This window comes from Paenibacillus sp. MAEPY2 (genome assembly GCF_000499205.1).
Lineage (GTDB): Bacteria > Bacillota > Bacilli > Paenibacillales > Paenibacillaceae > Paenibacillus > Paenibacillus vandeheii.
This window is the reverse complement of the sequence record NZ_AWUK01000022.1, coordinates 1-22755: the sequence shown is the minus strand read 5'-3', so window position 1 is coordinate 22755 and position 22755 is coordinate 1. Positions and strand designations below refer to the sequence as shown.

The window sequence follows — 22755 nt, the reverse complement described above, 5'->3', positions numbered from 1 at the left end:
ACTTCAAGTTTGACTTCAAGACGAAGGGGAACATGTTCAGTAAACAAGATGGAATTCGGATAACACCGACATTTACATACGTAAGTAAGGCCGGTGGTACACCAATACCAGTTGACTTGTATTACAAAACCAATGAGAAACCGTTTGTGAAAATTGGATCTGCAGAGGATACAGTCCAGCGTTATGTCGTTCTAAATGAACGACTACGCAATGTACCTTTGGGTGATATGAAGAATTCAGGGTACTGGAAATACGATCAGCACCTGACGGCAGTCGAGAAGGTTGGGGTCGATCGAGAAGAGTTTATGAGGAACTACGTACTCAAATACACCAAGCTAAAAACGCCTGTCGGTGGGTACGATAAGCTCATTCTTCCGGAACAGCTCAAGACCTTGATCGGATCAAAGGACATACCAAGTAATGCTTCAGTTACTCCGGAACGTGCAAATGCATCGATACAGCAGTGGTACGGGGAGTACAGCATACCAGCAGCTCCATATGTTGTTCCATCTGGAACTAATCTTGCGGAGTTTGGTCGGACAAACGGAGGACTCACTGACAAGTCGCCAATCTTCTTAATAGATGGCTACATCATTGTGAATTTTGACATCGAGTCAATCCAAGCAGGGAAAGTAAATGATCCGCATTTACAGTATATCCATGCACCATTGATGAACCAGTGGAAATTGGAAGGGTACCAGAATTCGATTTTGGACTCATTTATGAAGAGATACAACGTTAAGGATGGAGATGTCGTGTTCTACAACGCTGATAAATCCAGCCGAGATGACTTCAGCGCACAAGCACCACACTAATATTTACGGGGCTGTATCATTGCCCCGTTCCTTTTTTAAGGAGGGAGATTGAAATGAGATTTTTTTTGAAAATCAGCTTACCTTTATTTTTTTTCGCTTTTTTTTGGATTTTCACGCTTCAAACACCAGTAAATGCTGCATCAAATGTTGATTTTTTGCTTTCGCCAATAAAAGAAGTTGAACAATCAAGTGGTTATTATCGGGCGGAGGTCAATGGAGGGGAGACGAAACAGTATGTGTTCTACGTGAAGAATCTCATAAAGAAACCAATCGATCTATGGATCTATCCTGCAGATGCAGCACCTATGGTTAACGGTGGTAAGAGCTACATGCTGAAGGGAGAGCAGAATACTTCCGTGGGCTCATGGATATCGCCATCCGAAGCCCAGAAAGTCCGATTAAAACCACTTGAAAAGCTTAAATATGTTTACACCGTGAAAGTGCCCCAGGATCTGGATCCAGGGGAATATGTAGGCGGTATTGTAGCTGAACAAATACCTGCTGAAGAAGCGAGTCCATCCCAAGTCCAAGACAAAGCGGTATTGCTGATTGAACGGATACCACGTATCGGGGTTCAGATCGTGCTGGAGAAGGACAAGCAGGCTGCTGTGCAAGACATGAGCATTGATGATTTCAAACACTCCTACATTAGCAATGGTTATTCACAGCTCACCGTCAAGTTATCCAACACAGGGAACATCTTGCAAAGGCCAAGTGGACTTATCATGATCCGCGATGCTAATGGCAAAGGGATTTTTAGTCAGTCCTACGATGCAGCGGCCGAAGAAAAATCTATTTACGCAGGTAAGACAGCGGACATGGTCTATCACGTCAAAGATCAGATCCTATGGCCAGGTGAATACAGTGCGTATTTTGAGACTAACTTCAATGGCCGGAAGGTCTCAAAAACTTTTAATTTTACGATTACTGAAGCAGATGCAAAACTTGCACAGGAAAGTCTGAATAATGCAGGTCTCTTGCAAGGGCGTGGAATTATAGATTGGCTGAAAAATCATCCCTGGGCAATTGTTGCTGGAGCCTTCGTGCTTATTCTAATTTTTGGAACGTTCTTCTTGTTGCTATTCCTAATTTTAAAAAGAAAAAAGAAAGAGGACGAGCAGGATCGACAACAAGTTAGGCGGCAAACCCTCCAAACACCACAGGGTTAGCGTATTTTCTCTTCATGAAGGGAGGTGGTTCACATGTGATCGTTACATTGTTCGAAAGTTGTCTGTTCAAAATAAAAAAGGGATGTGAATGAATGAAACGATTATGGTTTACCGCAATTTTAGCTTTAGCTCTTGCTCTGCCGAGCGTGGCTTCAGCAGAGGACATGGAAAAAGAAGTCCAAGTGACCGGTGGTAATTTCATGGTCACGCAGTCAAAAATGAATTTTACGGATATTACGCTTTCTGTTCGGCTACAACAAAAATCTCAGGCAGTGGTTACATCTCGCGCCATTGATGACAGAGGAAATGGTGGCGGATGGACGGTGAGTCAGGCAGCGACAGACTTTGTGACAACAATCGACGGGAAAGAATTTTATATACCTATCGATGCTGTCCAGGTAACCGCAACCCTCAAGAATACAATTTCAGGAATTCCGCTTGATTTCAGTCAGGGCGGAAGTCTAGCAAAGGAGCAAGTACTATCACATCAGCCAACGGTGATCTATTCGGCAGATGTGAGCACAGGACAGGGAGCATATGATTTTGAACTGAATTACACACTTTCTCTTCCGAGAGTTATTAAAGCAGCAGACGGAAAAGAGATTGGTGTCGTTGCAGGAACGTATAAATCTAAATTTACAACGACTGCTACATCAGGAATTTAAGGAGGCTTTACTGACTTGGAGAAAAATGAGAATAAAAAGAATATTGGATTGAAACGGAGCCTGATCGTGACTTTGGTCTTAACGTTGGTTTTGGGAACTTACTCCTTTGCTGATTTTGGTCCTAAAGCTCAAGCGGCAGAGTTTGCTAAAATAGTAGACTGGGACACCTACTACACGGAAGCAGTAAAAGGCGTTGCGGTAAGTGCTAAACTAGACAACGGTAAGACCCTGTATATCCCAGCAAGTTATAGGGCTGCGGGGTACTACCCTTCGTACTCTGAGTCTCCGGAAGGTGCGAAAAATTACAGACAGTACACCGGTACATATGCAGGTACATATGCAAATGAAAATCCGGGAGCAAGTTATATCGACACGAACGGGGACTTCTATTTCGGAGATAAAAAATGGGCTTCAGGTGTAAAAGACTATGTTGTAGTGCGTGACAGACATTTTCTGTTGTTCGAAAATACAACTGTGTCTTCTTGGGGTAAAGGAGACAAAGGAGAACTGGGTGTAGGTTACAAGGCAAATAAAAGTGCGTTGTCTGAAGTAGTCGATACTCTGTACGGAGACCCGATTACAGGCATAAAGAAAATTTTTGTCTGGGACCAAACATCGAGTAGTGAGCCTGGGGTTTTACTGGTCGGTGATGGGCAAGTTTTCCTTATCGGGTATGGATTTAATAAGAACAGCTTTACTGATGCCAAACCTTTAGACGTAACGTCTAATTTTCCGGCCTTTACCTCTGCTGAAGACTTCGACATGTTCTTCCTGGAGGACGCTGAATACTCGAACCAACAGATTTATGGCGGCTACACAGATGGAACTTACAGAACTCAAATGAAGCGTCTTTTCGTCATAAATGGAGAAAACTACTCTTTGACGAATATAATGGCAGATGACCAAGGAACTGTGTATGAAGGTCTTGCGACTTCCCTTACGAAACTTCCGAGTAGTCTGAATCTTAAAAATCTGAAAAGGGTTTCAGACTCCTATAAGATTTACAACAGTATGACATACAAGTATCAGTTTTATGCTAACACTCGAAGTACCATTTACTACCAGTTGGACAATGGGGTACTAAGTTACTTTGGAACAACTCCAGAGACTTTTGCAAAGTTCCCTCAAGTATTTGATCCAACTATCAAAACTTTAAATGTCGGTGTTAGCTCAGCTACAGGAGTGTACACAGGAACTATCTGGTATGTTAAGAATAAGAGTTTGTACGCTTTTGGTTCCAACGTTAATAATGTTTCTGGAGTTGCAGGAGGGGCTCTTAAAACTCCTGTTAAAATCACAGGACCAGCCAACGAATTGGTCAATGTATCTAAATTCGAAGCTTCACCGAAAGCTAACTGGGCCTTGCTTGAGGATGGAACTCTCTACTCTTTCAAGAATTCCAACGCTTCTACGTGGACAAAACACACTGTTAAGTTCCTCGACATTTTCTCTCATAGCACAGACGGTTTAGGTACACAAGAGGTCTTTGGTATTTCAGAAGACTACAAATTGTATTATCTTGATGATCCTACTTACGGTTTCAGCCCACTGACTTCTATTACTGCTAAATTAGCTCCGGAGGGATATGTCGCTCCAGTGACCAAACCTACAACACCTGTGTTGACGACAAAGTCGCAAGACAAGTTCGACCAATTCACAGTAGGTATTGATTATGGTACTGACACTGGATTGGCTGTGAAAGAATATCAAATCAACAGCGGTGCTTGGACACCCTACACTGGTGATTTTGTCGTTAAAGAGACCGGAGCGGTGAGAATCGTTGCTCGTTCTGCAGACAGTAAAGGTAACGCGAGTGATGAAGCGGTACTGCAAATAACAAGTAATCCGATTGTTATTACGGCAGGAGAGCCAAATGTTACTAAGGTTTCACCAAACGAGTTTAAAGTAAGTGCCAAAGCGACGGGAGCTGTTAAAACACAGGTTAGGGTTGATGGCGCATCATGGCAAAACCACAATGTGGCAAACAACCTTTTGCTTGCACCTGGAGAGCATACAATCGAAGTTAAATTGTTGAATTCTAAGGATGAAGAGTTGATAAGCAAATCGTTCCCTGTCACTGCAGATGCTACGACGCCCGTAGTTATTGCGAAACCTAGCATTACACAAATAGGATTGAATAGTGATTATGGATTAAACCTTGATGTTCAGTATGATACAACTGCAGGAGAAGCACAATATTCTGTAGATGGCGGTACTTGGACCGCAACAACAGGAACAATCTCAGTTTCAAATGATGTACACACAGTTCGTGTTAAAGTAGTTGCAACAGATGGCAAGGAAAGTGAAGTTGTTGATTTTGTAACAACTAAAACTGATCCTAAAGTAGAGATTGATAATGATAGTTTGAAAATCGATCTCGGAGTAACTGCACCTGGACTGAAAGTGTATTACAAAGATAATGTAAATGGTGTTTGGACTGAATACACTGCACCAGTAACTTACCCTCCAGGAACTTACACATTTGATGTAGAAGTTCGGGAAGATGCTTCTGGTGATGTCGTGTATACTGGAGGACCTTTCACAATCGTTGTGACTGATCCTAATGCGGGTAATCCAGGTGATGGTGGAACGACACCGACACCAAATCCAGGGACGGGTACACCAGTCGGTGATGAAGATGTTGATTTCACAGTAAATAGTGGTGGATTGTTTGCTCGTTTTGAAGGAGCGGATCTCTCCACAATCATCATCGACTCTACCAACCCATATCAATCGATAAATTCTGTAAGCCGTGCATTGTTCGAGGACAGTCGCGGAAACGCGGAAGGATATCAGTACAGTATGGATGTTACGGATTTTGTATCGGATCCGATGCAGGACAACTCTAATTTACAGCAAAGTCTGGTTGTAAGTATTCCAGCCAATGCCTTGTCAGTCAACGTTTTAAGTACCAAAACATTGAACGGCCCGGTATCTGAATTATCCCATATCGGAAAACATGTATTCACTGGAACAGGCCCTGAGATGCTGGCTACTGCTAAAGCATTTGAAGGAATGGGATACTACGAAGTTCCGCTCGAATTTACACTGAGTGTTCCGGATCGCGTCAAAATCGTTACTTCCGGATCCGGTAGTAAATTTGTCCCTGGTGAGTCTACAGGTCTGATGGCCGGTATCTACAAATCTAAATTTACACTTACCTTGTCTTCAGGTATTTAAGTAGCTAAAAGAAGGGGCTTCACATCGTGGAGTCCCCTATTTTTAAGGTAAGTGAAGAATCTATGAGTAAGTAAGGAAGAAGGTGAAACTGCTTCTCATCTAACAGCCTGCCGCCCAAACACCGAATTAATTTGAAATAATCATATGATTCCCCATAAATTAGTGTTAGTATATTAGTATATTAATTAATATGATAACGGAAAGCGAGTGATTCATTTGCTTAATACATACGAGCAATTGGAGAGATCAATCAGGGCTACAAGTAACGGCATTATTGAGAAATACCAGGATAACATGATAGACACATTTCAATGTATGGAACAATTACATACTTGCTGCACTATGGTCGGTACGCTCATTGATAATGAAAGGAAATGCGGTTCAGATAAAGAGATGATTGTCCGATTAATTAAACTCCGCGATGATATATCTCAACCAGTCATGCAGATGGTATACGAAGAAATTCAATCACTGAATACGAAGAAAAAGAAAGTAAAAAAAGAAATATATAAATTAGAGATTAGAAGGAATTTATTGAGTGCTGCAGCTGGCTAATCATCAGTACATAATTAAATAGTTTAAATTAGAAAAGGCGGTTGCTTTATAATTTAGCAACTTCTTTTTGAATATGAAAGAAACATAATAGATAAGCTTTGAACGGAGCTACGTAGATGATCTAATGATTTCTTTAATAAAGGAGAGTTTCACATGGTAGAAGGTATTCTATTGTACCTTGCATGGGTAGGGTTAATTATTGGCGTTGCTATAGTAGCATCCGGATTAACGAATGGAACAAACGGGAAAGATAAGTTTGATTGGTCTGCAACCATCCATCCGGTTTCTTGGGGACTTTTTATGCTTATTGTGTCAATCTATTGGATAGTTAGTAAGGGATAATACTTAGCACTTTTATTATAATTGTGTTATAATCAGATTATTATGATTCGAGATTAATTTTCTTTGCCTTTTTCAAAAGACAAAGAGTGGTTCCCGGTGAAAACCGGTTTAAATTTTGGCAATGAAGCCGTGGAGAACAATAGCATGCCTATTTAGGTGTGCTTTTTTTGTTTTCTGCGGCTTTTTTGCATCTACTGGAGGATAACTAAATGACATTTGTAAACCTGTCAAAGTTCAAAGAAAATTTAACTACTCAACAACCGCAAAGTTCATACTCCAATGGGCTGTTCAAAGTAATTGATGCGGCTATGTACAATGTTGAGAGTAATGAAGTCGATTGGAATTCATTTTCTCTGCAGGAGGCTCAGCAAGCTCTTAACGAGGCTTTAGCGTATGTAGCAGATGAAATAGCTGATGAGTACTCAGTACGTCCCAATGAAGGGAACGCTATTCATGCGTACCTACATAACAATGAGTCAATGTACCGCTTAAGAAGAATGAAACCAATATACCAGGAGACGGAAGATAACGAGTTTTTCTAAAGAATTCAAATTAGAGAAAGTTAGGTGAGGGTATGAACCGGGCTTATTTTTGTGATGAACAAGTAGGTCAGATGCAAGCAACGTATGATGCAATCACAATGGTGAAGATGTTGCATGATGCTGGGATAGATGTCCGTAACCATCCGATTAAATATTATTGTTACGGATGGGGTGATCAGGCCGATATCTTCCATGAAGCGATCAAGAGAATGTTGTTTGAAAGCTGTATCCAATCCTACTCGGACAATCTCCAAGGAGAGACTTGGGAGTATAGCATCGTGTTTCCGGAAATTGAAGAAATGATGCTTCTATCCATTAATGACGAGGCAAATGAACTGTTAAAAAAGGTGGACAATCTTTTGCATTATGAATGTCCAAATTTTGAAATGGGGATGAGCGGAGTTGTAAAGGGAAAGAACATCTACATCAAGATAACAGGAAACTATGGGATATATTCGAATTTCTTAGGCAGAATTATTGAACTGAGATCTATCGTACTTGGGTTCTTAGCACATAAGAAGAAGATACTCGTGCAAAAAATCCATAATATTTTCATGATAAAAATGCTGTCTCTTAGTCGGCCAATACCAATAGGTATCTCAATATGGGCACCTACTTCATTCGTATTCATACAACTTATGAAAATGTGTGGGGTGGATTTCTCCACCGAGATTGCAGAGAATCTTACTCTAAATAAGATGAGTTCTTTGTTAAGGGACGTCATAAAAAATGATGAAAAGGATGAGGTAGCATGAGTTCAATTCAAACGGATAATATAGCGGGTACTGTTGAGCATTCGCTTAGTATTAGTGAAGAAGGTAATGAATATGTAATCAGGTTGCGTGATCATAGCCTACCCCTGGTAGCTGAATTTCAGAACGGTATTAAGGTAGGAGAAGGTTTTTATACGAATGAGGATTTAGCTGAAGCATTATTGCATGCTCAAAACCTAAGTGTCTTTAAGACACCTATCCTACCACGGGGTTGTATCTCATACCTGGAGAGTACATTTAAAACCTATTGTTTCTTCGAAGTTCCATCACATCGCAGAACTGTGTTTTACCATGATGCGGTTATCGAGGATGTGCCTTTTCCAAATTTAATTTTTGGTTATGAACTTAGGTCAAGAACAGATAGGTTTGAGATATGTAAAGTATTTGTGGGTGCTTTAGAAAAGGGCTTAACCAATGAAGACTCGGAAGTATATTTTTATCCCTATACAAACGTAGACAGAACCTATGAAGTATGTTTAGGGTCATCTCAGTTACCTCAAATCACACGCATTTCTCAATTATCGACAGTGCCAGAGGTCTTTTTCAATTCACAGAACTCTGACTGTTACTATGGTCATGCAAATGGTAGTGGGCTTACCTATAGGGAACTATTAGAGAAAGTCAAAGGCAAAGAGTTTCCGGATAATTATCTGAAAACGACTGGCTTGACCCTCGCTGATTGGATCAGTGGACTGACTTCTCTATTTTAGGCCAAATACAACTCAAATAAATTAGCAATAAGCTGGAGGTAATAGATATGTCTAACGAATTATTTGGTGGTTCTGATCTCTTTTCATACTTTGGGGGAGGTTTCGCAGAACCAACGAAAGTTGATAAGGAAGAAACACTAAAATCAGTGGGTAATACAATCGACATCACTAAACGCATTCAATCCAGAAGTAAGTCCGACAAACCAAATGATGGAACTGGTGTAGACACATGTGAGGGCTTAACTCAGGATGAAATTAATGCTCTATCGGATGAAACACCTATAAGTGAGTCATCAGCCGATACTGCAGAACTTGGAGTAAAAAAAGATTCGTCCAAAAATGCAGACAGCAAAGATAAAAAGCCCGTCTTTACTAACACAACATATATTTGCTATGCCGGTACGTCCAAGCTTTTAACCAAATATTTTGATAGTGAAAAAATAGGTTTACTCAGTTTAGAGGATGTTCGTAAGCAGTTAGAAAAAGACTTTCCTGAGATGTCAAAACAAAGAACGTTCATGAGTTTTGACGAGAAGAAGAATATAATAATACCGGCCATTACGGGTGGGAAGAAGGGGGCTTTGCCCGTTTACTTCAACGAATCGAGAGCATACTTCTACTCTGCGAGCCAACTTGTCGAGCATAAAGATAAGTATTCAATCTGTTACCTGGCTGCCAAAAACGGTTACTATGAGATACGTGAGAATGGGATCGGAGTGTTTATCTCCAAATGCAACAAAGAAGAGTTAGAAGGATGGAGCAATGCTGATGAATTCTTTGCTCAGCAGCCTAGGGCCCAAGAACTTGATTCCTGTCGCACCGGCTTTAAATCCAAGTTGCCGAAGATCCCTGAATCATTGGTACACCAGCTAATATCATTTTTTATGGACTATTCTGATCATGATGTAGAAGTGATGGGTGTATTCTACTGGGATACCAAGCAAGGTGTTTATCTATTGGATGTTCCTAATCAAAGTGTGTCGAAGACTTCAATCGATCAGCATTATACGAGTATGCCATATTGGATTATTAAAGTTTGTGAGTTACATTCTCATAATACAATGAAAGCATATTTCAGTTCTGTGGATAACGAAGATGAACTCGGCACTCATCTATATGGTGTGATTGGAAACTTAAAACAAGCAAAAGGACTCATTCGGTTTGATATTCAAACACGAGCTGGTATGGCAGGGAAATTTATTTCCTTGCTTCCTTCAGTACTGCTAGAGGGAGAGTATGATAATCAAGAAGATTCATGGAACCTTATTACAAAAGTGCAGTACCCAACAGCCTGGCATGATCGTGTCTTGTTTGAACAGGTGGAGGTGGCTAACCATGATTAAACTACTTGATTATCATGCTAAGAATGAAGATTCAACGGTTCGTCAATCACGGATCCAGAGTATGTACTACTACATTGTAATTGTTGGCGCCGGAGGTACCGGTGGCTATGCAGTTCAACGAATTACCAAAATGTTAAGTGCATTTGCATCCGTAGATTCATTTCTTATGATTGCTGATCCGGATATGGTAGAGGAAAAGAATTTGCTACGACAACCTTTCGTCAACCAGGATATAGGCGGAAAAAAGGCAAGTGTTCTTGCCCAACGCTATGGTAGAACATACGGACTGAAAATCGGTTCTTATGTTGATAAATATGTGGAATCGGTTGAACAACTAGATCATTTATTTTCGTTAACTGATTTTCGCCACAAGACCGGGCAACACATTCAGAAGGTGTTAATCGGGGCAGTTGATAATGACTTTACGCGCAATGTAATGCATGAGTACTTTATGCAGACTGATGACCTGATTTATATTGACGCAGGTATCGAAGGGGTCTTCCTACCATCAGGTGATAAACCAAAGAGTGAGTGGGGAGAAGAAGAAATAACAGATCATATGGAAAGCGGATATTCCGGGCAGGTGGTAGTGGGTCTCAAGAAAAATGGAACAGAAATCCTTGAACCACTTAATAGAATTTATCCGATCGATGCAACGGATCTTATTGCGCCTTCACATAATTGTGGTCTGGAACCTTATCAACCTCAACGTATGATCGCAAATGAGATGGCAGCATTCCATATTTCAACGATTATAAATGAGTTGTTGAGTACAAATACAATCATTGTACACTATGCAAACTTCAATGCTAGGACTGGCAGTTGCCGGCCACAGTACGTGCAGGAAGTTTAAGTTGAAAACCCCCTATATTTCTCATCATGAGAGATATAGGGGGTTTTAGTTTGATATCACTAAATGACCTATTTGAATAGAAGCTATAAATTATGGCTAAAAGAGTTTCAAGATAGCTAGTAATTGGACTTCATCAGCGTATAGATCGTAAAGTAAGCTGCTGCGTGGCACCATAGAGTGTTTGCGATACAAGCCAGCCAATGGAAACACGATTACCCACATGGTATATGCAAGCAGACATAAAGTAGTTAACACACCGGCCATCAGTTATTATTGCTTAACCTGTGAATCTAGCAAGGTTGGCCAATACTCAATCATTTGATTACTGCTATGGTAATTAACCCAATCTCCGGAATGCAGTTCTAGCATTTCAACTTTAGACTCTTCGTGCTTTTATACCAGGAAACACAAAATGGCCACTTCAATTTGAAGTGGCCATTCGTATATTCCGGTCTACTCTTTGAGATCAAACTTGTTCAATTCCTTCAGCGCATCGAGATTACCATCAAGAACATCTATAGCATGCTGCAATTGATCATCGCTTTGAAGATGGGCACCGATTAACATGAGCGCTCTATCCCTAATTTGGCGGTCAAGCACATCTACAGCTTTCTGCTTTTGTGAGTCACTGAGAGATAGGGCATCAATGAGTAGGAGCACTCTAACCCAAATCTGCTGTGTGCTACTAGCAGCGTCGTGTAGCTCTTTCAAAAGATTGTTCTCCAGCTGCAGGTTTTGGTTCTCAACTTGCATAGCATCCGCAGCCTGTATAAATTCTAGGGTAACCTGATACCGTTTATTTGGATCTTGTTTGGTTACCGGATCTATGTTCTCCATATGACACCTCCGATTCAATTTAAGCAGACGTGTACTCTTTGCGTGCTTCAGCAACTGAGGTAACATCAAACTCATGGTAGATCGACTTAACAAGCAGCTCGATCTGTTCCGGAGAATAGCCAAGCCGTCTGGCCGCAAGCATTGCATAACCCAAGCAGGCTTCGTTACCCCATTGTCCCTCGGTTGTCATATCCCGATTCACAAGAGTGCGGAGATATTCGGATCGGTTAGTGTAGGCTTTGACATCCAGGTGCGCCCATAATTTTTTTGACATCGTAAGAGAAACCTTTTTGGTGATTCCCAAGGATGGCCTGCCCATGGTTTTGAGTGGGAGCTTCAGTTTTCTGGTAACGAGATCGTGCCGGCATTGCACACATAAAATCACTTCCTCACCCTTGGCAAAAAAATCAGTTGTGTCATTTGTACTACCACAATTCATGCAAATCATATGTAAAATCATTCCTTTACTTTAGGTTACCTAAAGTATATAGTTTAAGTAACCTAAAGTAAAGGGTGAGGTGATTCCGGACAGGGAGGAGGACTTTGGACGTTCGTCGCCCTCTCTATATAGAGGGCGACGAGATGAGTTATAATGGAATCAGGGAAGGCGCATTCGAACGTTTATTAAGAGCCAAAAAACTTGTCGCCCTCTATAAAGTGAAAAAGGAAGGGTCACAAAATCATGTTTGAACATTTTTTGAATCATTTACATCGAGAAGGCAAAGCGGACAAAACGATTCAGAATTATGAGGGAACCTGGAAAGCATTTGGAAAATGGTTGCGCGAAGCTGATCCGACATTAACCGACCCTGTTTATGCCACCCAGAAAGATATCTCGGACTATAAGAGGTTCATGTTAAAATCGGGTGGTTTGAATGGCTTACCTGGATACGAGGGACGATAAGCTGAAGAGTAGAACAGCAGGACTTGATACGAAGATACCCATTCATCAGAGATACATAGTTCTATCTATAAGGGGGAAAGTAAATGATTCATTTTTCTGATAAAAACCTATTAATAGTTTCTCTTGTTCTTTTATTCATGATTGGGACTGTTATTTTTCTTTCATATGTTTTCAGAATTTTAAAAAATGAAGAGAAAGAGACGAAGGAGTGAAGAGATGAGAATTGAAGTTTACGAAAATTATGACGGTAGTAAGTTGGTTGCTATGTTGGTGGAGGCTGATGGAACGGAACGTGAATTAGTAAGGTCTGATGCAGGCAACGATGATATGTTGAATAAAATTGATTCTATGAATTTATCGCATCTCACAGTTACATTTCATTGGGCATCTGCTGCTTTGAGTAAACAAAAAATAAGAGATAAATTTTTGGAAAATCCGGAGCAAGCCTTTGCTGTAGCTTTCAATTTAGTTCAAAAGGCTGCGGCATACGAGAATCCAGAAGAACGTATTAAGATTATTGCTCAAGTGGCCAATGAGTTTGGCGTTGATATAAGTGATTGCAGTTATTGAATAAGTGTTTTTTGAGTTTTAATGATCTTACCGCTGCTGTGGAGTCGATCAGCTGGACTTAACTAAACGAAAGGATGTATTTGAATGAGCGACGAATTCAAACTAACTCTTGAAATCAAAATTCAGGAATTGGCAACTGGTATTAAGGATGTTAAATGTCCCTGCTGCGGCGAGACAACAAGTACTGGTTCTGAAGTAAACGATCCTGAAGACGATACCCGAGGGATAGTAACTTGCGAGGTAAACGGTTGTGAATTTTACATCATTGAATACACGGATGGCACGATATTGCTTGAGCCAAGATAGGTAGCTGTGGAGTCGATCACCTGGACGTAATTAAAATTAGGGAGGATTATTAAAAATGAGTAATGGAAAAACAGTACCAGATGACTACAAACTTGAATCGGTAGATGAGTATGGAAATGAAGTTCAAGTGACTGATATAGAAATTGTGACTGTGGAAGGAGTTAATGGCTGTTTGGTTGCTTTCTCACTTCCAGATCCAGTCGATGATGAATCGTAAGTAGCTCTACCAGTGCAGTTGAGTGTTAAGCAACTAAAAATCAGTGGTAGTGGCAAAGTCTAATTGGCTACAACCTTATGATGGATTTTTTCTCTCGGAACGATCACGATAGTGCGTATGAGAAATTTGAAATTCAAATCAGATTAACAACGGCGATCGTGTGATTATCACATGCGAGGTCATGGCTGTGTTTTTTATTTAACAGAATATTTAGATGGTACAAATGTGTATGAGTCAAAAGTATGATCAAAAGAATATGGAACTTTAGTTCCCATAAAAGGAGAGTTATTGTGAGAAAACGTCAATTTAAGAAGAACCTAAGAAGGCATGTACGTTTGTATATGGATGAATCTCCATTGTTGTTTATGAGCCAAGAAGAAATGGTAGCTGCATATGAGGATCGTGACCAGTTTCTTAAAAAGATTGCTAAATTGCCGTACAAGAGAATTAAAAATCTCAAGGTGATGTATTTCTTTCCACTAATTAATAAGCATCGGGACTGGTTTAATAGCATTAATACATTGAGAACAAGGAAAGCGTCAGTAACGGTATCACAGTCTTTACAAGATTTTGCTTAATGCTACCAGTAGAGATGAGTAGAACGAATTTAAATGTGGTTAAGCTAGAGTATCTAAAGTAAATCGCTGTAACAATCTATAAAGCTACATATAACACTGGGCAAATAGGTAATTATTCCTTCGATCTATTTGCCTATATTATTTGACGAAATAAGTAGTATATGGTACAAATATATTATTACGAAACACTTTGATTTACTTTGTCGTTATTGCTCGACAGAGTTGGAGACATACTGGTCGGGAACATCTACGTATCAGTATATTAAAATAGGGCTTATTTCGCCATGGAGACTATAGACACCCAAAATAGGTGTCTTTTTGTGTTTCCATGTTTTTTTATGCCCAAAAGTATAATTTTAATTTTTGAAGCACTCAGATCTTGAGTAACTTAGTATTTAATAGTGGGATATTTATAAAAGAAGCGAGGATTTCAATGTATTTCGATTCTTTCAATAAGTTGCCCATCCTGGTAGCTGTACTTTGATGAAATTTAAGGGGGATCAACACATGAAAGATGTTGTAGAACTGTTGGTTATGTTTGAAGAGGAAAAAGCTGAGAAAAACGTAACCGCGTATGTACCATCGCTACGTCTTGGAGTCCATGGAGATACATTGGAGGAAGCTCGAACGAATGCAATTGAACTAATTGAGCTGGAACTGGAGGGGCGGCAGGAGCGGTTACCAAAGGATACAGCAGTCATTGAAACAATAAAGGGAACTGCAGGTGTTGATTTGCTTGTTATGTTTGAAGTGCTGGAAGAAGAAAATGATGTGACAGCATACATTCCTGCTTTGAGACTTGGGGTTAAAGGAACAACACTGTCTCAAGCGCGCTCTAATGCTGAAGATTTGATCAGACTGGAATCTAAAAATCGCGTTCATCCATTTTCTCAAGAAACAGTCACGATCGATACTTTAAAGATAAATGTGAAAGTTTCATAAATACTAAAGTCACGCCAAAAGGGTTGTCTTATAAAGGAGGAAATCAGTGTGGAAAGTAAATTTGATTTTTTTAAAGATGATGAGAGCGGTAAGTGGCAGCTGCCTTTGAATATTTGTAGTTTAGGTGGTTGTTATTTTAACTTCCTAGAACTTGATACAAAGGATGAAGCAAGAGAAAAGGCTATAGAATTAACTAAACAAGGAAAGGAAATATCGGGTAATTCTCCTTGTCACGAGTGTCACAACCAATACTTACTCGATTGTCAGTGACCTATTAAATTATAACGATCTTTGACAGGAGAATCCGATCATGCTATTATATCATCAATCGAATATCCATCTTAAGCGATGGTTTTATAAGCGGAAGCACCGCTTCATGCCCTTTAGGGTCTGAAGTGGTGCTTTTTTTTATTTTATTAACAGGGAGTGGACAGGATCATGAAAAAGTTTATAGGCAGCACCGCTGAGGTAAACCAAAAATTGTATGGATACATTAATGAGTTTAAGGGCTTAATTTTAGAACATGTAGAAGCAAAGGGGATGAAATGCTTTCTATGTAAGGACACTTTAACAACCGATGTGAAAATTGAAACTGTATTCACCGGTAACGCCATCCATTACGTATTAATGTACACGCATGAGGAAACAGATAAAAGTGCCCTATTGATATGGAAAGACTTTCTGGAACTAAAAGAGATTGTGATGAACACCTATGAGTTGATCGAATCATTTATTTCGGTGGAGCTTAGAACCAGTTCCGGCTCCCTAACAGTGTTCACGATGAAATTAATGTATGATATGTTGAATTTCATAAGAGGGATTCGAGAAGACGAAGATGGAGCTGAGGGATTCACTTATAAAGTAATTTATGATCCGTTTATTCAACTTAAAAGTGATAAATGGATACAGTCTATAATAGAAGAAAGATAGCTGGTGTAACTTTGAACAGGAAGGCGCATTTGCCTTCCTGATATCTCATTAGACTAATTTAGGTGTGCAAGATTGAAATACACTAATTGCTTGTATTACTTCTGTAGTTGTAATGCCTGATCTATACAGTTTCTGCTCAATGTTATGTAGTTCATTATTGTACACTTCTTGTATTTCATTCTTAAGGGAATTTTCCATATGCTCAAGAGCGCTGTTTAATATAGGTTCGCAGATACCGAAATCGAGACGTTTAACTTCCCCAGTATCAAGCCAAACGATGCTTTCTTCTAACTTAAAATCCCAATCTTTTAAACCGGCTTTAATCAGTTCTAATTCGGTCTTAAAGAAATCGTAAATCAAATTAGGAGGGAAATGTCCATGTGCTTTCTTATACTGATGCAAGTTTAAACCTTCAATCCATTCTGTTAGAACAAATACTCCAGACGAATACGCGTACAAGTCCGGGGCGACGCCACCTTGTAAAGCGGATAATGCATTCCATTCACCTTCCCCGTCTTTTCTCCCTTTAGGTGTATAAATCTTCAAGCAGTAATCATCAATCTTGTAAACCGTGGATCTACTACTTGCCTCAGAGGGGACCAGGTTTGGACACGTTCCATTTTCATCAAGTTGCTTAATGACTTGTTCGATATCATGAGGGAGTTGTTTTAGTATGTTCATGTCATATCTCCTTTTAATAGTGTTTCCTAATAATAACCGAAAAGATTTAAAAATAAAATAATTGAAAATACATCGCTATTCTATTGGCATATATCTTAACAGAGTGGATATAATAGTATTATAAAAGCTGCTCGCTTAAGAGGATCATCTCTCATTGAGGTGATCCTTTTGAGTTTTTCTGTTTTTCGTAGTCTTGGAAAATCGGCAAGGAACCATGATATAATCAAGGTATCAAATCTACTGGAAGTGGTGGGATTTATAGTGTTGTCGAATTCCAAAAAGGAGAAAACTGTTGTTACTGCCATTAACACATTAGCTAATCAACCTGGTTCATTTTTAAACACTGAAATTCCAGTAGGAGACAAAGCTATATCATTTGATGGACACATAGATGTTATGTCTGATGACAGTGAAAAGAAAGAATCTTTCTTAGGGAAGGTTCCTATCCAGGTGAAATCAACTGGTGTTGATAAATTCAGTGACCGTAAGATCACATTTAGATTTGAGATGGCAGACTACAGAAATTTTCTAAAAACAAGTGGTGTGCTGCTTATCGTTGGTGAAGTAAAGGCAGACGGTTCTTATAAGCTGTTTTATAAATCTCTGTTCTCACTTGAGCTTGATGATTTGGTTCGTAAGCACGGTGCTAAAAAATCAAGGGTAGTTAAACTTCAATCCTTGGAAGATACTTCATTATATGAAGTGTGTTTAAAATTTCTAGAGGAACAAAAGCTCCAACCAAATGAACTTGTTATTAACAAGCCTTTTGAAATTGATAAATTTCAGGTCTTCAAGTTTAACCCGATAAATAATACTGATAATATATTTGATGAAAAATTTAGCATGTATGGTATCATCAATCAAGCTCACTTTCCTCTTGGGTTTGCCCAGATCCAGGAAATAAGTTTTGATGGTTACGTTGATTATTTAATTGAATCATCAACCCGATGTCGGTTGTATACTGAATTTACCCTTCAAGACTCGCTAAGAATATTCACAATCGAGAAGGCGATTCAATTGATTTTTAATATGGCTATGGGCACCTTTACATACAAATATCTGAATTTCCGTTCTCTGTCAGTACAATTAAAGTTGATTCCCTTTTTAAAAACTCTTTTCCTTGGTAATAGAGTTGATTTCTTGGACGACCAATATTTTATTATTCCACAAAGTTTAGAAACTGTTGAAGACCTGAGAAGCCATGAAAAATTAATGAGTGAATTGTTAAAAACGTTTGAAATGCTAAATATTAGTCCTGAGGTCACTATAGTGGATGACGAGAACACAATATCTAATTTTCAGGGTTTAATAAATATTGTCTATTACAAAGAGTATGGTGGCATAAATATAGAACTTGAACAAGGTTTAGCGGCATATCGTATAGGGAATAATCATTTTATACTCTTTTTAAAACGAAGTGCTGAGAGCATGGAAATGACCAATGCATTTAGCCCAGATATAACAATTATAAGTGCTGCAATAAAGGATGACCCTCACATCAGGTTTAAACATAGTACTTATATGTTATTGAATGAAGAACATCTGGCATTTGCACTAAACTTGAATGTAAATGAGATAAAACGCTCCTTTGATTTCTTTAATCCATTTTTAGATATAACGACTTACAATATCACCAATATTTTCTGTCTGCGTTGTATTGATGCATATATTCTCTCTAATAATGAAGAACTCTTAAATTTAGCTCTGTATATATATGACAAAGCAGTTGGGACGGAATTCGAATTTGACGATGTCATTCAAATTAACAAATTTCAGATTAAAAAATGGTTTGGTAATCAGCTTGATGAAAGTGAAATCCAAACCTTGCTGAAAATGAAATTTAAAGCAATGAGAGATCAAAATTATGTACTGTTAATAGGTATAAATATTTTATTAGAGTATCATCAAGAGACCATTATGCTGTTGGAAATGTTGAGTTCCGAAGAACAAGTACTTTTCAAAAAATATCCAATCTACAAACTAGGGCGTGTCTTCAAACTCAGGCAAGCCACACCATAATGGATGCCAGAGTCAAAAAAGCTTTGAACGTACACGCTAATTTATCGTAGCGAGTCGCTAGACGACGATAGTTTTTCACTTTATTGAAGAAGCATTCCACTAAATGACGTTCTCTATAGATATCTCGATCATATGGTTGAATCTCTCGGCGATTCTTCTTGCTTGGAATCACTGAAATAGCCTGTTGTTCGTCTAGAAGCGTCCGAATCGCATTCGTATCATACGCTCGATCAGCCAATACTTGCTTCATTGTCAGTTTCATGGCTTGCAGAAGCTCATAGCCCTGAACAGAATCATGAGCTTCACCACCTGTTAATTCGAACCGAAGTGGGTTTCCTAATGCATCGACTACGGCATGGATTTTGGTGCTTAGTCCACCACGGGAACGTCCGATCGCTTGCTTGCTTTGCCCCCTTTTGCGCCCGATCCATGCTGATGAACGCGCACAATCGTGGCATCAATCATGACACTTTCCTCATCCACATCCAATGAGACGGACTTCAGTACTTCATCCCAAATTCCCGCTTTCTGCCAGCGCAGAAAGCGGGTGTAGACGGATTTCCAATGTGGAAAGTGGTCAGGTAGATCAAGCCATGGAGCACCGGAACGCGCAATCCAAAGCATCGCATTTAACATGATTCGATTGTCCAATGCGGGACGTCCTCCTTGTGGTTTTCGTTCCGGTGGAAACAGGTCTTGGACTCGCTGCCATTGTGTCTCTTTTATTTCATATCGTGTATTCATCTAATATACTTAACCCATGTATTACCATTTAAACACTTTGAAGACACACCCTAAATTAACTTTAATTATCGAAAAGTGGCTCCGTGCGAAGCAAATAATTCCCCCTTACCTCTGCCGTCCAATTGGCAAAGACCTCTCTCCATTGAACACTGTTAAAGAAATCGTCTACGGATTGGTTGTCGGAATCCCAGTCAACAAATATGTTGAGAGGTGTGATTCCTCCGGCCCAAATGCCATTACTGACGTCCGTTCCCTTCTCTCTCACCAATAAGATTGGAATGCCGAATTGGAAGGCCATGGCTGGCTCGATTTGCGAAAACGTCGATCCTTCCCAGAACGGAGTGGTCGTCGGTGGCTCCCCTACATTGGATTCGAGAATTTGTACAAAAAATCTTCGAAAGTTGATTGCGAGCAATCCATAGCTTGAAAAAACCAGGCGTCGTATATTCGTCAGAATGTTTTCCGGGTATTGTTCACTAACGGGCAATGTACGGGGAAAGAGCAATGCATCTTCAATTTCCCTAGAGAGAAATTAGGCTTTTTTCATTGCTCTATTATTTTTGTAAGGAACATTAAACATGTAACAGTAATCAAAAAAAATTAATTTTCTTTACTGCAATAAAAGTCCAATTGCACATTGCACAAGTAAAAGCGCCAATATAATATTTATTACTCGCAAATGTTTGAAATATGTTTTTTGAAATAACCCACCTAAAAATATCCACGTCAGGGTAGCAAACGAACCTATCGTAGCAATGATCATTTCAAAAAATAAAAACATGCCTAGCGATGAGTAATAAGGCATAACGTATCCTGTTAGAGAGGTAATCCCAAATAAAAATATCTTTACATTAACAATTTGTAGAACAAAACCAATCCAAAAAGAGGGCTGTTTTTCGGATGTTTTATTGTCGGGTTTACTAATGACAATCTGATATGCAAGCCACAATATATATATAACTCCTGCATATGTAAAGAGAGTCATTATTGGATTTATTAAGTTTCCTAATCCAAAAATAATTATGGCACACAATGCTTGTACAAAAAAATAACCAGTAAAAATCCCTAAGAATAAAGATTTTCCCCCTTTCCATCCATAATTCGTCATTGTATTTAATGCTACAATATTACCTGGTCCAGGTGTAAAGGCATTTATTAGTACGTATATAATAAATGACAATAATATTTGAATTCCCATATCAAAATTCACTCCACTTTCATATCAATGTTTTAAATTCATTCATAATTATAGAGGAGTTTTTTTGGTATAACATAATATTAAAAAGATATAACCTGATATAATCAAAAGTTATATCAGAACTGTTATTTAGTTCATTTTCCGTTATAACTCTTGAGCATATCTCTTTAATGCATCCAAATATATTTCACCAAGTCTCGTTAATGTGACGTCGCTATGCTTAATTGTTCCAACACGTATGATTTCATCGACATTAAGAGGAACGGCAATAACTTCATTTCCATGAAGATATTTAGGGAAAACTCCTGAAGAAATGGTGTAACCATTGAGACCAATAAGAAAATTAACAATAGCTGCTCTGTCACTCACTTTGATAATTTTCTTTACACTTCTTGTACTTAAAATTTCTTCTGAAAAGTAAAATGAATTGTATTCTCCTTGCTCAAAAGAGAGGCATGGATAGTCATCTAATTCATCCAAATCAATAGATTCTTTGTTGGATAGTGGATGTCTTTTACTAATAAATACATGAGGTTTTGCAGTAAATAGTTCTGAAAAGATTATATTTCTTTCTCTTAACAGTTTTAATAACACGGATTCATTATAATTACTTAAATAGATAATCCCTAACTCACTTCGTAAATTCTTTACATCTTCAATGATTTCATAAGTTTTCGTTTCACGAAGGGTAAATTCATATTCAGACGTCCCAAATTCTTTTACAAGTTCCACAAAAGCATTGGCTGCAAAAGTATAGTGATGGGTTGAAACACAAAAATGTTGCTTAGTTGTTTTTTCACTTATGTATTTTTCTTCAAGCATGTTAAATTGTTGTAATACCTGTCTGGCATAACCTAAAAACTCAGCTCCTTCATTAGTAACAGTAACTCCTCTATTCGTTCTAATAAATAGAGTAATTTTAATTTCCTTCTCTAATTCCTTAATCGCATTGGACAAATTTGGCTGTGAGAGAAATAAACTTTTTGCCGCTTCATTCATAGATCCCTTACTTGCTACTTCTAACACATACTTTAATTGTTGTAAATTCAAACTGAACCCCACCTTTTCAAAGTTCCTAATACTTACTCTATCATATGCCGCCTTTAGGATGAGAACATATTAATTTGCTAGGGCGTGTCTTCAAACTCAGGCAATCCAAACCATAATGGATGCCAGAGTCAAAAAAGCCTTGAACGTACACGCTAATTTATCGTAGCGAGTGGCCAAACGACGATAGTTTTTTACTTTATTGAAGAAGCATTCTACTAAATGACGTTTCTATAGACCACTCGATCATAAGGTAGAATCTTTCGACGATTGCTTGGAATCACTGAAATCGCTTCTTGTTCGTCTAAAAGCGTCCGAATCGCATTCAAATCATACGCTCGATCGGCCAATACTTGCTTCATCGTCAGCTTCATAGCTTGAAGAAGCTCATAGCCCTGGACGGAGTCATGAGCTTCACCACCCGTTAATTCAAAACGAAGTGGATTGCCTAGCGCATCGACCACGACATGAATTTTGGTGCTTAGTCCACCGCGGGAACGTCCGATCGCTTGCTTGCTTTGCCCCCTTTTGCGCCCGATCCATGCTGGTGAACACGCACAATCATGGCATCAATCATGATACTTTCCTCGTCAACATCCGAGGAAACACGCTCCAGCACCTCGTCCCAAATTCCTGCTTTCTGCCAACGCCGAAAGCGGGTATAGACGGATTTCCAATGGGGAAAGTGATCGGGTAAATCACGCCATGGGGCGCCTGAACAAGCAACCCAAAGCATTGCATTTAACATCGTTCGGTGTCCAATGCAGGGCGTCCTCCTTGTGGTTTTCGTTCAGGTGGAAACAAATCTTGAACTTGCTGCCATTGTGTCTCTTTT

At 39.1% G+C, this 22755-nt stretch carries 26 protein-coding genes and 3 pseudogenes; 21 read left to right on the top strand and 8 right to left on the bottom strand.

The annotated features are described in order from the left end of the window. The 11 genes and pseudogenes from P364_RS0118360 to P364_RS0118310 form a co-directional block, all read left to right on the top strand. Positions 1-815, top strand: a pseudogene (locus tag P364_RS0118360) (DUF5704 domain-containing protein); the annotation flags it as partial. Between the two features lie 53 nt (positions 816-868). Beyond that, complete coding sequence (locus P364_RS0118355) at positions 869-1984, top strand: COG1470 family protein (protein ID WP_024631541.1); 1116 nt, start codon at positions 869-871, stop codon at positions 1982-1984. Positions 1985-2076: 92 nt separating this feature from the next. After that, a complete protein-coding gene (locus P364_RS0118350) occupies positions 2077-2649 on the top strand; it encodes a hypothetical protein (RefSeq protein WP_024631540.1) in 573 nt (190 codons plus the stop codon). Between the two features lie 15 nt (positions 2650-2664). After that, positions 2665-5829 carry a hypothetical protein gene (locus P364_RS0118345; RefSeq protein ID WP_024631539.1) on the top strand — a complete coding sequence of 1055 codons (3165 nt, stop codon included), beginning with the start codon at positions 2665-2667 and terminating at the stop codon, positions 5827-5829. A 216-nt stretch (positions 5830-6045) separates the two neighbouring features. Further along, positions 6046-6384 carry a hypothetical protein gene (locus P364_RS0118340; RefSeq protein ID WP_024631538.1) on the top strand — a complete coding sequence of 113 codons (339 nt, stop codon included), beginning with the start codon at positions 6046-6048 and terminating at the stop codon, positions 6382-6384. Positions 6385-6537: 153 nt separating this feature from the next. Then, positions 6538-6726: a hypothetical protein gene (locus P364_RS0118335; protein WP_024631537.1), complete on the top strand. Its 189-nt coding sequence runs from the start codon at positions 6538-6540 to the stop codon at positions 6724-6726. A 209-nt stretch (positions 6727-6935) separates the two neighbouring features. Continuing rightward, entirely contained in the window at positions 6936-7268 is a 333-nt protein-coding gene (locus P364_RS0118330) for a hypothetical protein (RefSeq protein WP_024631536.1), read from the top strand. A 278-nt stretch (positions 7269-7546) separates the two neighbouring features. Continuing rightward, the gene (locus tag P364_RS0118325; RefSeq protein ID WP_143812619.1) at positions 7547-8023 is read left to right on the top strand and encodes a hypothetical protein; all 477 of its coding nucleotides are present in this window, start codon (positions 7547-7549) and stop codon (positions 8021-8023) included. After that, the gene (locus P364_RS0118320; RefSeq protein WP_024631534.1) at positions 8020-8751 is read left to right on the top strand and encodes a hypothetical protein; all 732 of its coding nucleotides are present in this window, start codon (positions 8020-8022) and stop codon (positions 8749-8751) included. The genes P364_RS0118325 and P364_RS0118320 overlap by 4 nt, the downstream gene beginning before the upstream one ends. A 47-nt stretch (positions 8752-8798) precedes the next feature. After that, complete coding sequence (locus tag P364_RS0118315; RefSeq protein WP_024631533.1) at positions 8799-10094, top strand: hypothetical protein; 1296 nt, start codon at positions 8799-8801, stop codon at positions 10092-10094. Beyond that, positions 10087-10947: a ThiF family adenylyltransferase gene (locus tag P364_RS0118310; protein ID WP_024631532.1), complete on the top strand. Its 861-nt coding sequence runs from the start codon at positions 10087-10089 to the stop codon at positions 10945-10947. Before P364_RS0118315 ends, P364_RS0118310 begins: the two co-directional genes overlap by 8 nt. A 453-nt stretch (positions 10948-11400) precedes the next feature. Here the strand turns inward: P364_RS0118310 and P364_RS0118305 are convergent, their stop codons facing one another. Together P364_RS0118305 and P364_RS37860 are read right to left on the bottom strand one after the other, a co-directional pair. Continuing rightward, positions 11401-11784 (bottom strand): hypothetical protein, encoded by a 384-nt coding sequence (locus P364_RS0118305; protein ID WP_024631531.1) that lies wholly within the window; start codon positions 11782-11784, stop codon positions 11401-11403. Between the two features lie 19 nt (positions 11785-11803). Beyond that, positions 11804-12058: a hypothetical protein gene (locus tag P364_RS37860; RefSeq protein WP_063870644.1), complete on the bottom strand. Its 255-nt coding sequence runs from the start codon at positions 12056-12058 to the stop codon at positions 11804-11806. A gap of 269 nt (positions 12059-12327) precedes the next feature. Between P364_RS37860 and P364_RS37605 the strand changes: the two genes are divergently transcribed. The 9 genes from P364_RS37605 to P364_RS0118250 all read left to right on the top strand — a co-directional run bounded on the left by P364_RS37605 (position 12328) and on the right by P364_RS0118250 (position 16231). Then, the gene (locus tag P364_RS37605) at positions 12328-12474 is read left to right on the top strand and encodes a hypothetical protein (RefSeq protein ID WP_161634252.1); all 147 of its coding nucleotides are present in this window, start codon (positions 12328-12330) and stop codon (positions 12472-12474) included. After that, on the top strand, positions 12467-12688 hold the full coding sequence (locus P364_RS0118290; RefSeq protein WP_024631529.1) for a phage integrase N-terminal SAM-like domain-containing protein: 222 nt from the start codon (positions 12467-12469) through the stop codon (positions 12686-12688). Before P364_RS37605 ends, P364_RS0118290 begins: the two co-directional genes overlap by 8 nt. A 216-nt stretch (positions 12689-12904) precedes the next feature. Then, the gene (locus P364_RS37855; protein ID WP_024631528.1) at positions 12905-13258 is read left to right on the top strand and encodes a hypothetical protein; all 354 of its coding nucleotides are present in this window, start codon (positions 12905-12907) and stop codon (positions 13256-13258) included. A gap of 84 nt (positions 13259-13342) precedes the next feature. Further along, positions 13343-13564: a hypothetical protein gene (locus P364_RS0118275; RefSeq protein WP_024631527.1), complete on the top strand. Its 222-nt coding sequence runs from the start codon at positions 13343-13345 to the stop codon at positions 13562-13564. Positions 13565-13619: 55 nt separating this feature from the next. Continuing rightward, the gene (locus P364_RS37600) at positions 13620-13781 is read left to right on the top strand and encodes a hypothetical protein (protein ID WP_161634253.1); all 162 of its coding nucleotides are present in this window, start codon (positions 13620-13622) and stop codon (positions 13779-13781) included. A gap of 290 nt (positions 13782-14071) precedes the next feature. After that, the gene (locus P364_RS0118265) at positions 14072-14359 is read left to right on the top strand and encodes a hypothetical protein (protein WP_024631526.1); all 288 of its coding nucleotides are present in this window, start codon (positions 14072-14074) and stop codon (positions 14357-14359) included. 507 nt (positions 14360-14866) lie between these two features. Continuing rightward, positions 14867-15301, top strand: a complete 435-nt coding sequence (locus P364_RS37965) for a type II toxin-antitoxin system HicB family antitoxin (protein WP_024631525.1) — start codon at positions 14867-14869, stop codon at positions 15299-15301. A 48-nt stretch (positions 15302-15349) separates the two neighbouring features. Next, positions 15350-15571, top strand: coding sequence for a hypothetical protein (locus P364_RS0118255; RefSeq protein WP_024631524.1), 222 nt, complete (start codon positions 15350-15352; stop codon positions 15569-15571). 168 nt (positions 15572-15739) lie between these two features. Beyond that, positions 15740-16231, top strand: coding sequence for a hypothetical protein (locus P364_RS0118250; protein WP_024631523.1), 492 nt, complete (start codon positions 15740-15742; stop codon positions 16229-16231). A 48-nt stretch (positions 16232-16279) separates the two neighbouring features. Here the strand turns inward: P364_RS0118250 and P364_RS0118245 are convergent, their stop codons facing one another. Beyond that, a complete protein-coding gene (locus P364_RS0118245; protein WP_024631522.1) occupies positions 16280-16912 on the bottom strand; it encodes a hypothetical protein in 633 nt (210 codons plus the stop codon). 168 nt (positions 16913-17080) lie between these two features. Here P364_RS0118245 and P364_RS0118240 point away from each other — a divergent pair, with 168 nt between their 5' ends. Next, on the top strand, positions 17081-18931 hold the full coding sequence (locus tag P364_RS0118240; protein ID WP_024631521.1) for a hypothetical protein: 1851 nt from the start codon (positions 17081-17083) through the stop codon (positions 18929-18931). Here P364_RS0118240 and P364_RS36930 read toward each other — a convergent pair. The 5 genes and pseudogenes from P364_RS36930 to P364_RS36925 form a co-directional block, all read right to left on the bottom strand. Then, positions 18912-19675: pseudogene (locus P364_RS36930) on the bottom strand (IS5 family transposase). The gene P364_RS0118240 and the pseudogene P364_RS36930 sit on opposite strands and share 20 nt — an antisense overlap. Positions 19676-19736: 61 nt before the next feature. Next, entirely contained in the window at positions 19737-20180 is a 444-nt protein-coding gene (locus P364_RS0118225) for a hypothetical protein (protein WP_024631518.1), read from the bottom strand. Positions 20181-20285: 105 nt separating this feature from the next. Further along, a complete protein-coding gene (locus P364_RS0118220) occupies positions 20286-20873 on the bottom strand; it encodes a LysE family transporter (RefSeq protein ID WP_024631517.1) in 588 nt (195 codons plus the stop codon). A 144-nt stretch (positions 20874-21017) separates the two neighbouring features. Next, entirely contained in the window at positions 21018-21923 is a 906-nt protein-coding gene (locus P364_RS0118215; protein ID WP_024631516.1) for a LysR family transcriptional regulator, read from the bottom strand. A 96-nt stretch (positions 21924-22019) separates the two neighbouring features. Then, positions 22020-22755 (bottom strand): annotated as a pseudogene (locus tag P364_RS36925) (IS5 family transposase); the annotation flags it as partial.

Coding starts and splice junctions, on each gene's coding strand:
- P364_RS0118355 (WP_024631541.1), top strand. CDS start 869: ATGAGATTTTTTTTGAAAATCAGCTTACCTTTATTTTTTTTCGCTTTT.
- P364_RS0118350 (WP_024631540.1), top strand. CDS start 2,077: ATGAAACGATTATGGTTTACCGCAATTTTAGCTTTAGCTCTTGCTCTG.
- P364_RS0118335 (WP_024631537.1), top strand. CDS start 6,538: ATGGTAGAAGGTATTCTATTGTACCTTGCATGGGTAGGGTTAATTATT.
- P364_RS0118330 (WP_024631536.1), top strand. CDS start 6,936: ATGACATTTGTAAACCTGTCAAAGTTCAAAGAAAATTTAACTACTCAA.
- P364_RS0118320 (WP_024631534.1), top strand. CDS start 8,020: ATGAGTTCAATTCAAACGGATAATATAGCGGGTACTGTTGAGCATTCG.
- P364_RS0118315 (WP_024631533.1), top strand. CDS start 8,799: ATGTCTAACGAATTATTTGGTGGTTCTGATCTCTTTTCATACTTTGGG.
- P364_RS0118310 (WP_024631532.1), top strand. CDS start 10,087: ATGATTAAACTACTTGATTATCATGCTAAGAATGAAGATTCAACGGTT.
- P364_RS0118305 (WP_024631531.1), bottom strand. CDS start 11,784: ATGGAGAACATAGATCCGGTAACCAAACAAGATCCAAATAAACGGTAT.
- P364_RS37860 (WP_063870644.1), bottom strand. CDS start 12,058: ATGTCAAAAAAATTATGGGCGCACCTGGATGTCAAAGCCTACACTAAC.
- P364_RS0118290 (WP_024631529.1), top strand. CDS start 12,467: ATGTTTGAACATTTTTTGAATCATTTACATCGAGAAGGCAAAGCGGAC.
- P364_RS37855 (WP_024631528.1), top strand. CDS start 12,905: ATGAGAATTGAAGTTTACGAAAATTATGACGGTAGTAAGTTGGTTGCT.
- P364_RS0118275 (WP_024631527.1), top strand. CDS start 13,343: ATGAGCGACGAATTCAAACTAACTCTTGAAATCAAAATTCAGGAATTG.
- P364_RS37600 (WP_161634253.1), top strand. CDS start 13,620: ATGAGTAATGGAAAAACAGTACCAGATGACTACAAACTTGAATCGGTA.
- P364_RS37965 (WP_024631525.1), top strand. CDS start 14,867: ATGAAAGATGTTGTAGAACTGTTGGTTATGTTTGAAGAGGAAAAAGCT.
- P364_RS0118250 (WP_024631523.1), top strand. CDS start 15,740: ATGAAAAAGTTTATAGGCAGCACCGCTGAGGTAAACCAAAAATTGTAT.
- P364_RS0118245 (WP_024631522.1), bottom strand. CDS start 16,912: ATGAACATACTAAAACAACTCCCTCATGATATCGAACAAGTCATTAAG.
- P364_RS0118220 (WP_024631517.1), bottom strand. CDS start 20,873: ATGGGAATTCAAATATTATTGTCATTTATTATATACGTACTAATAAAT.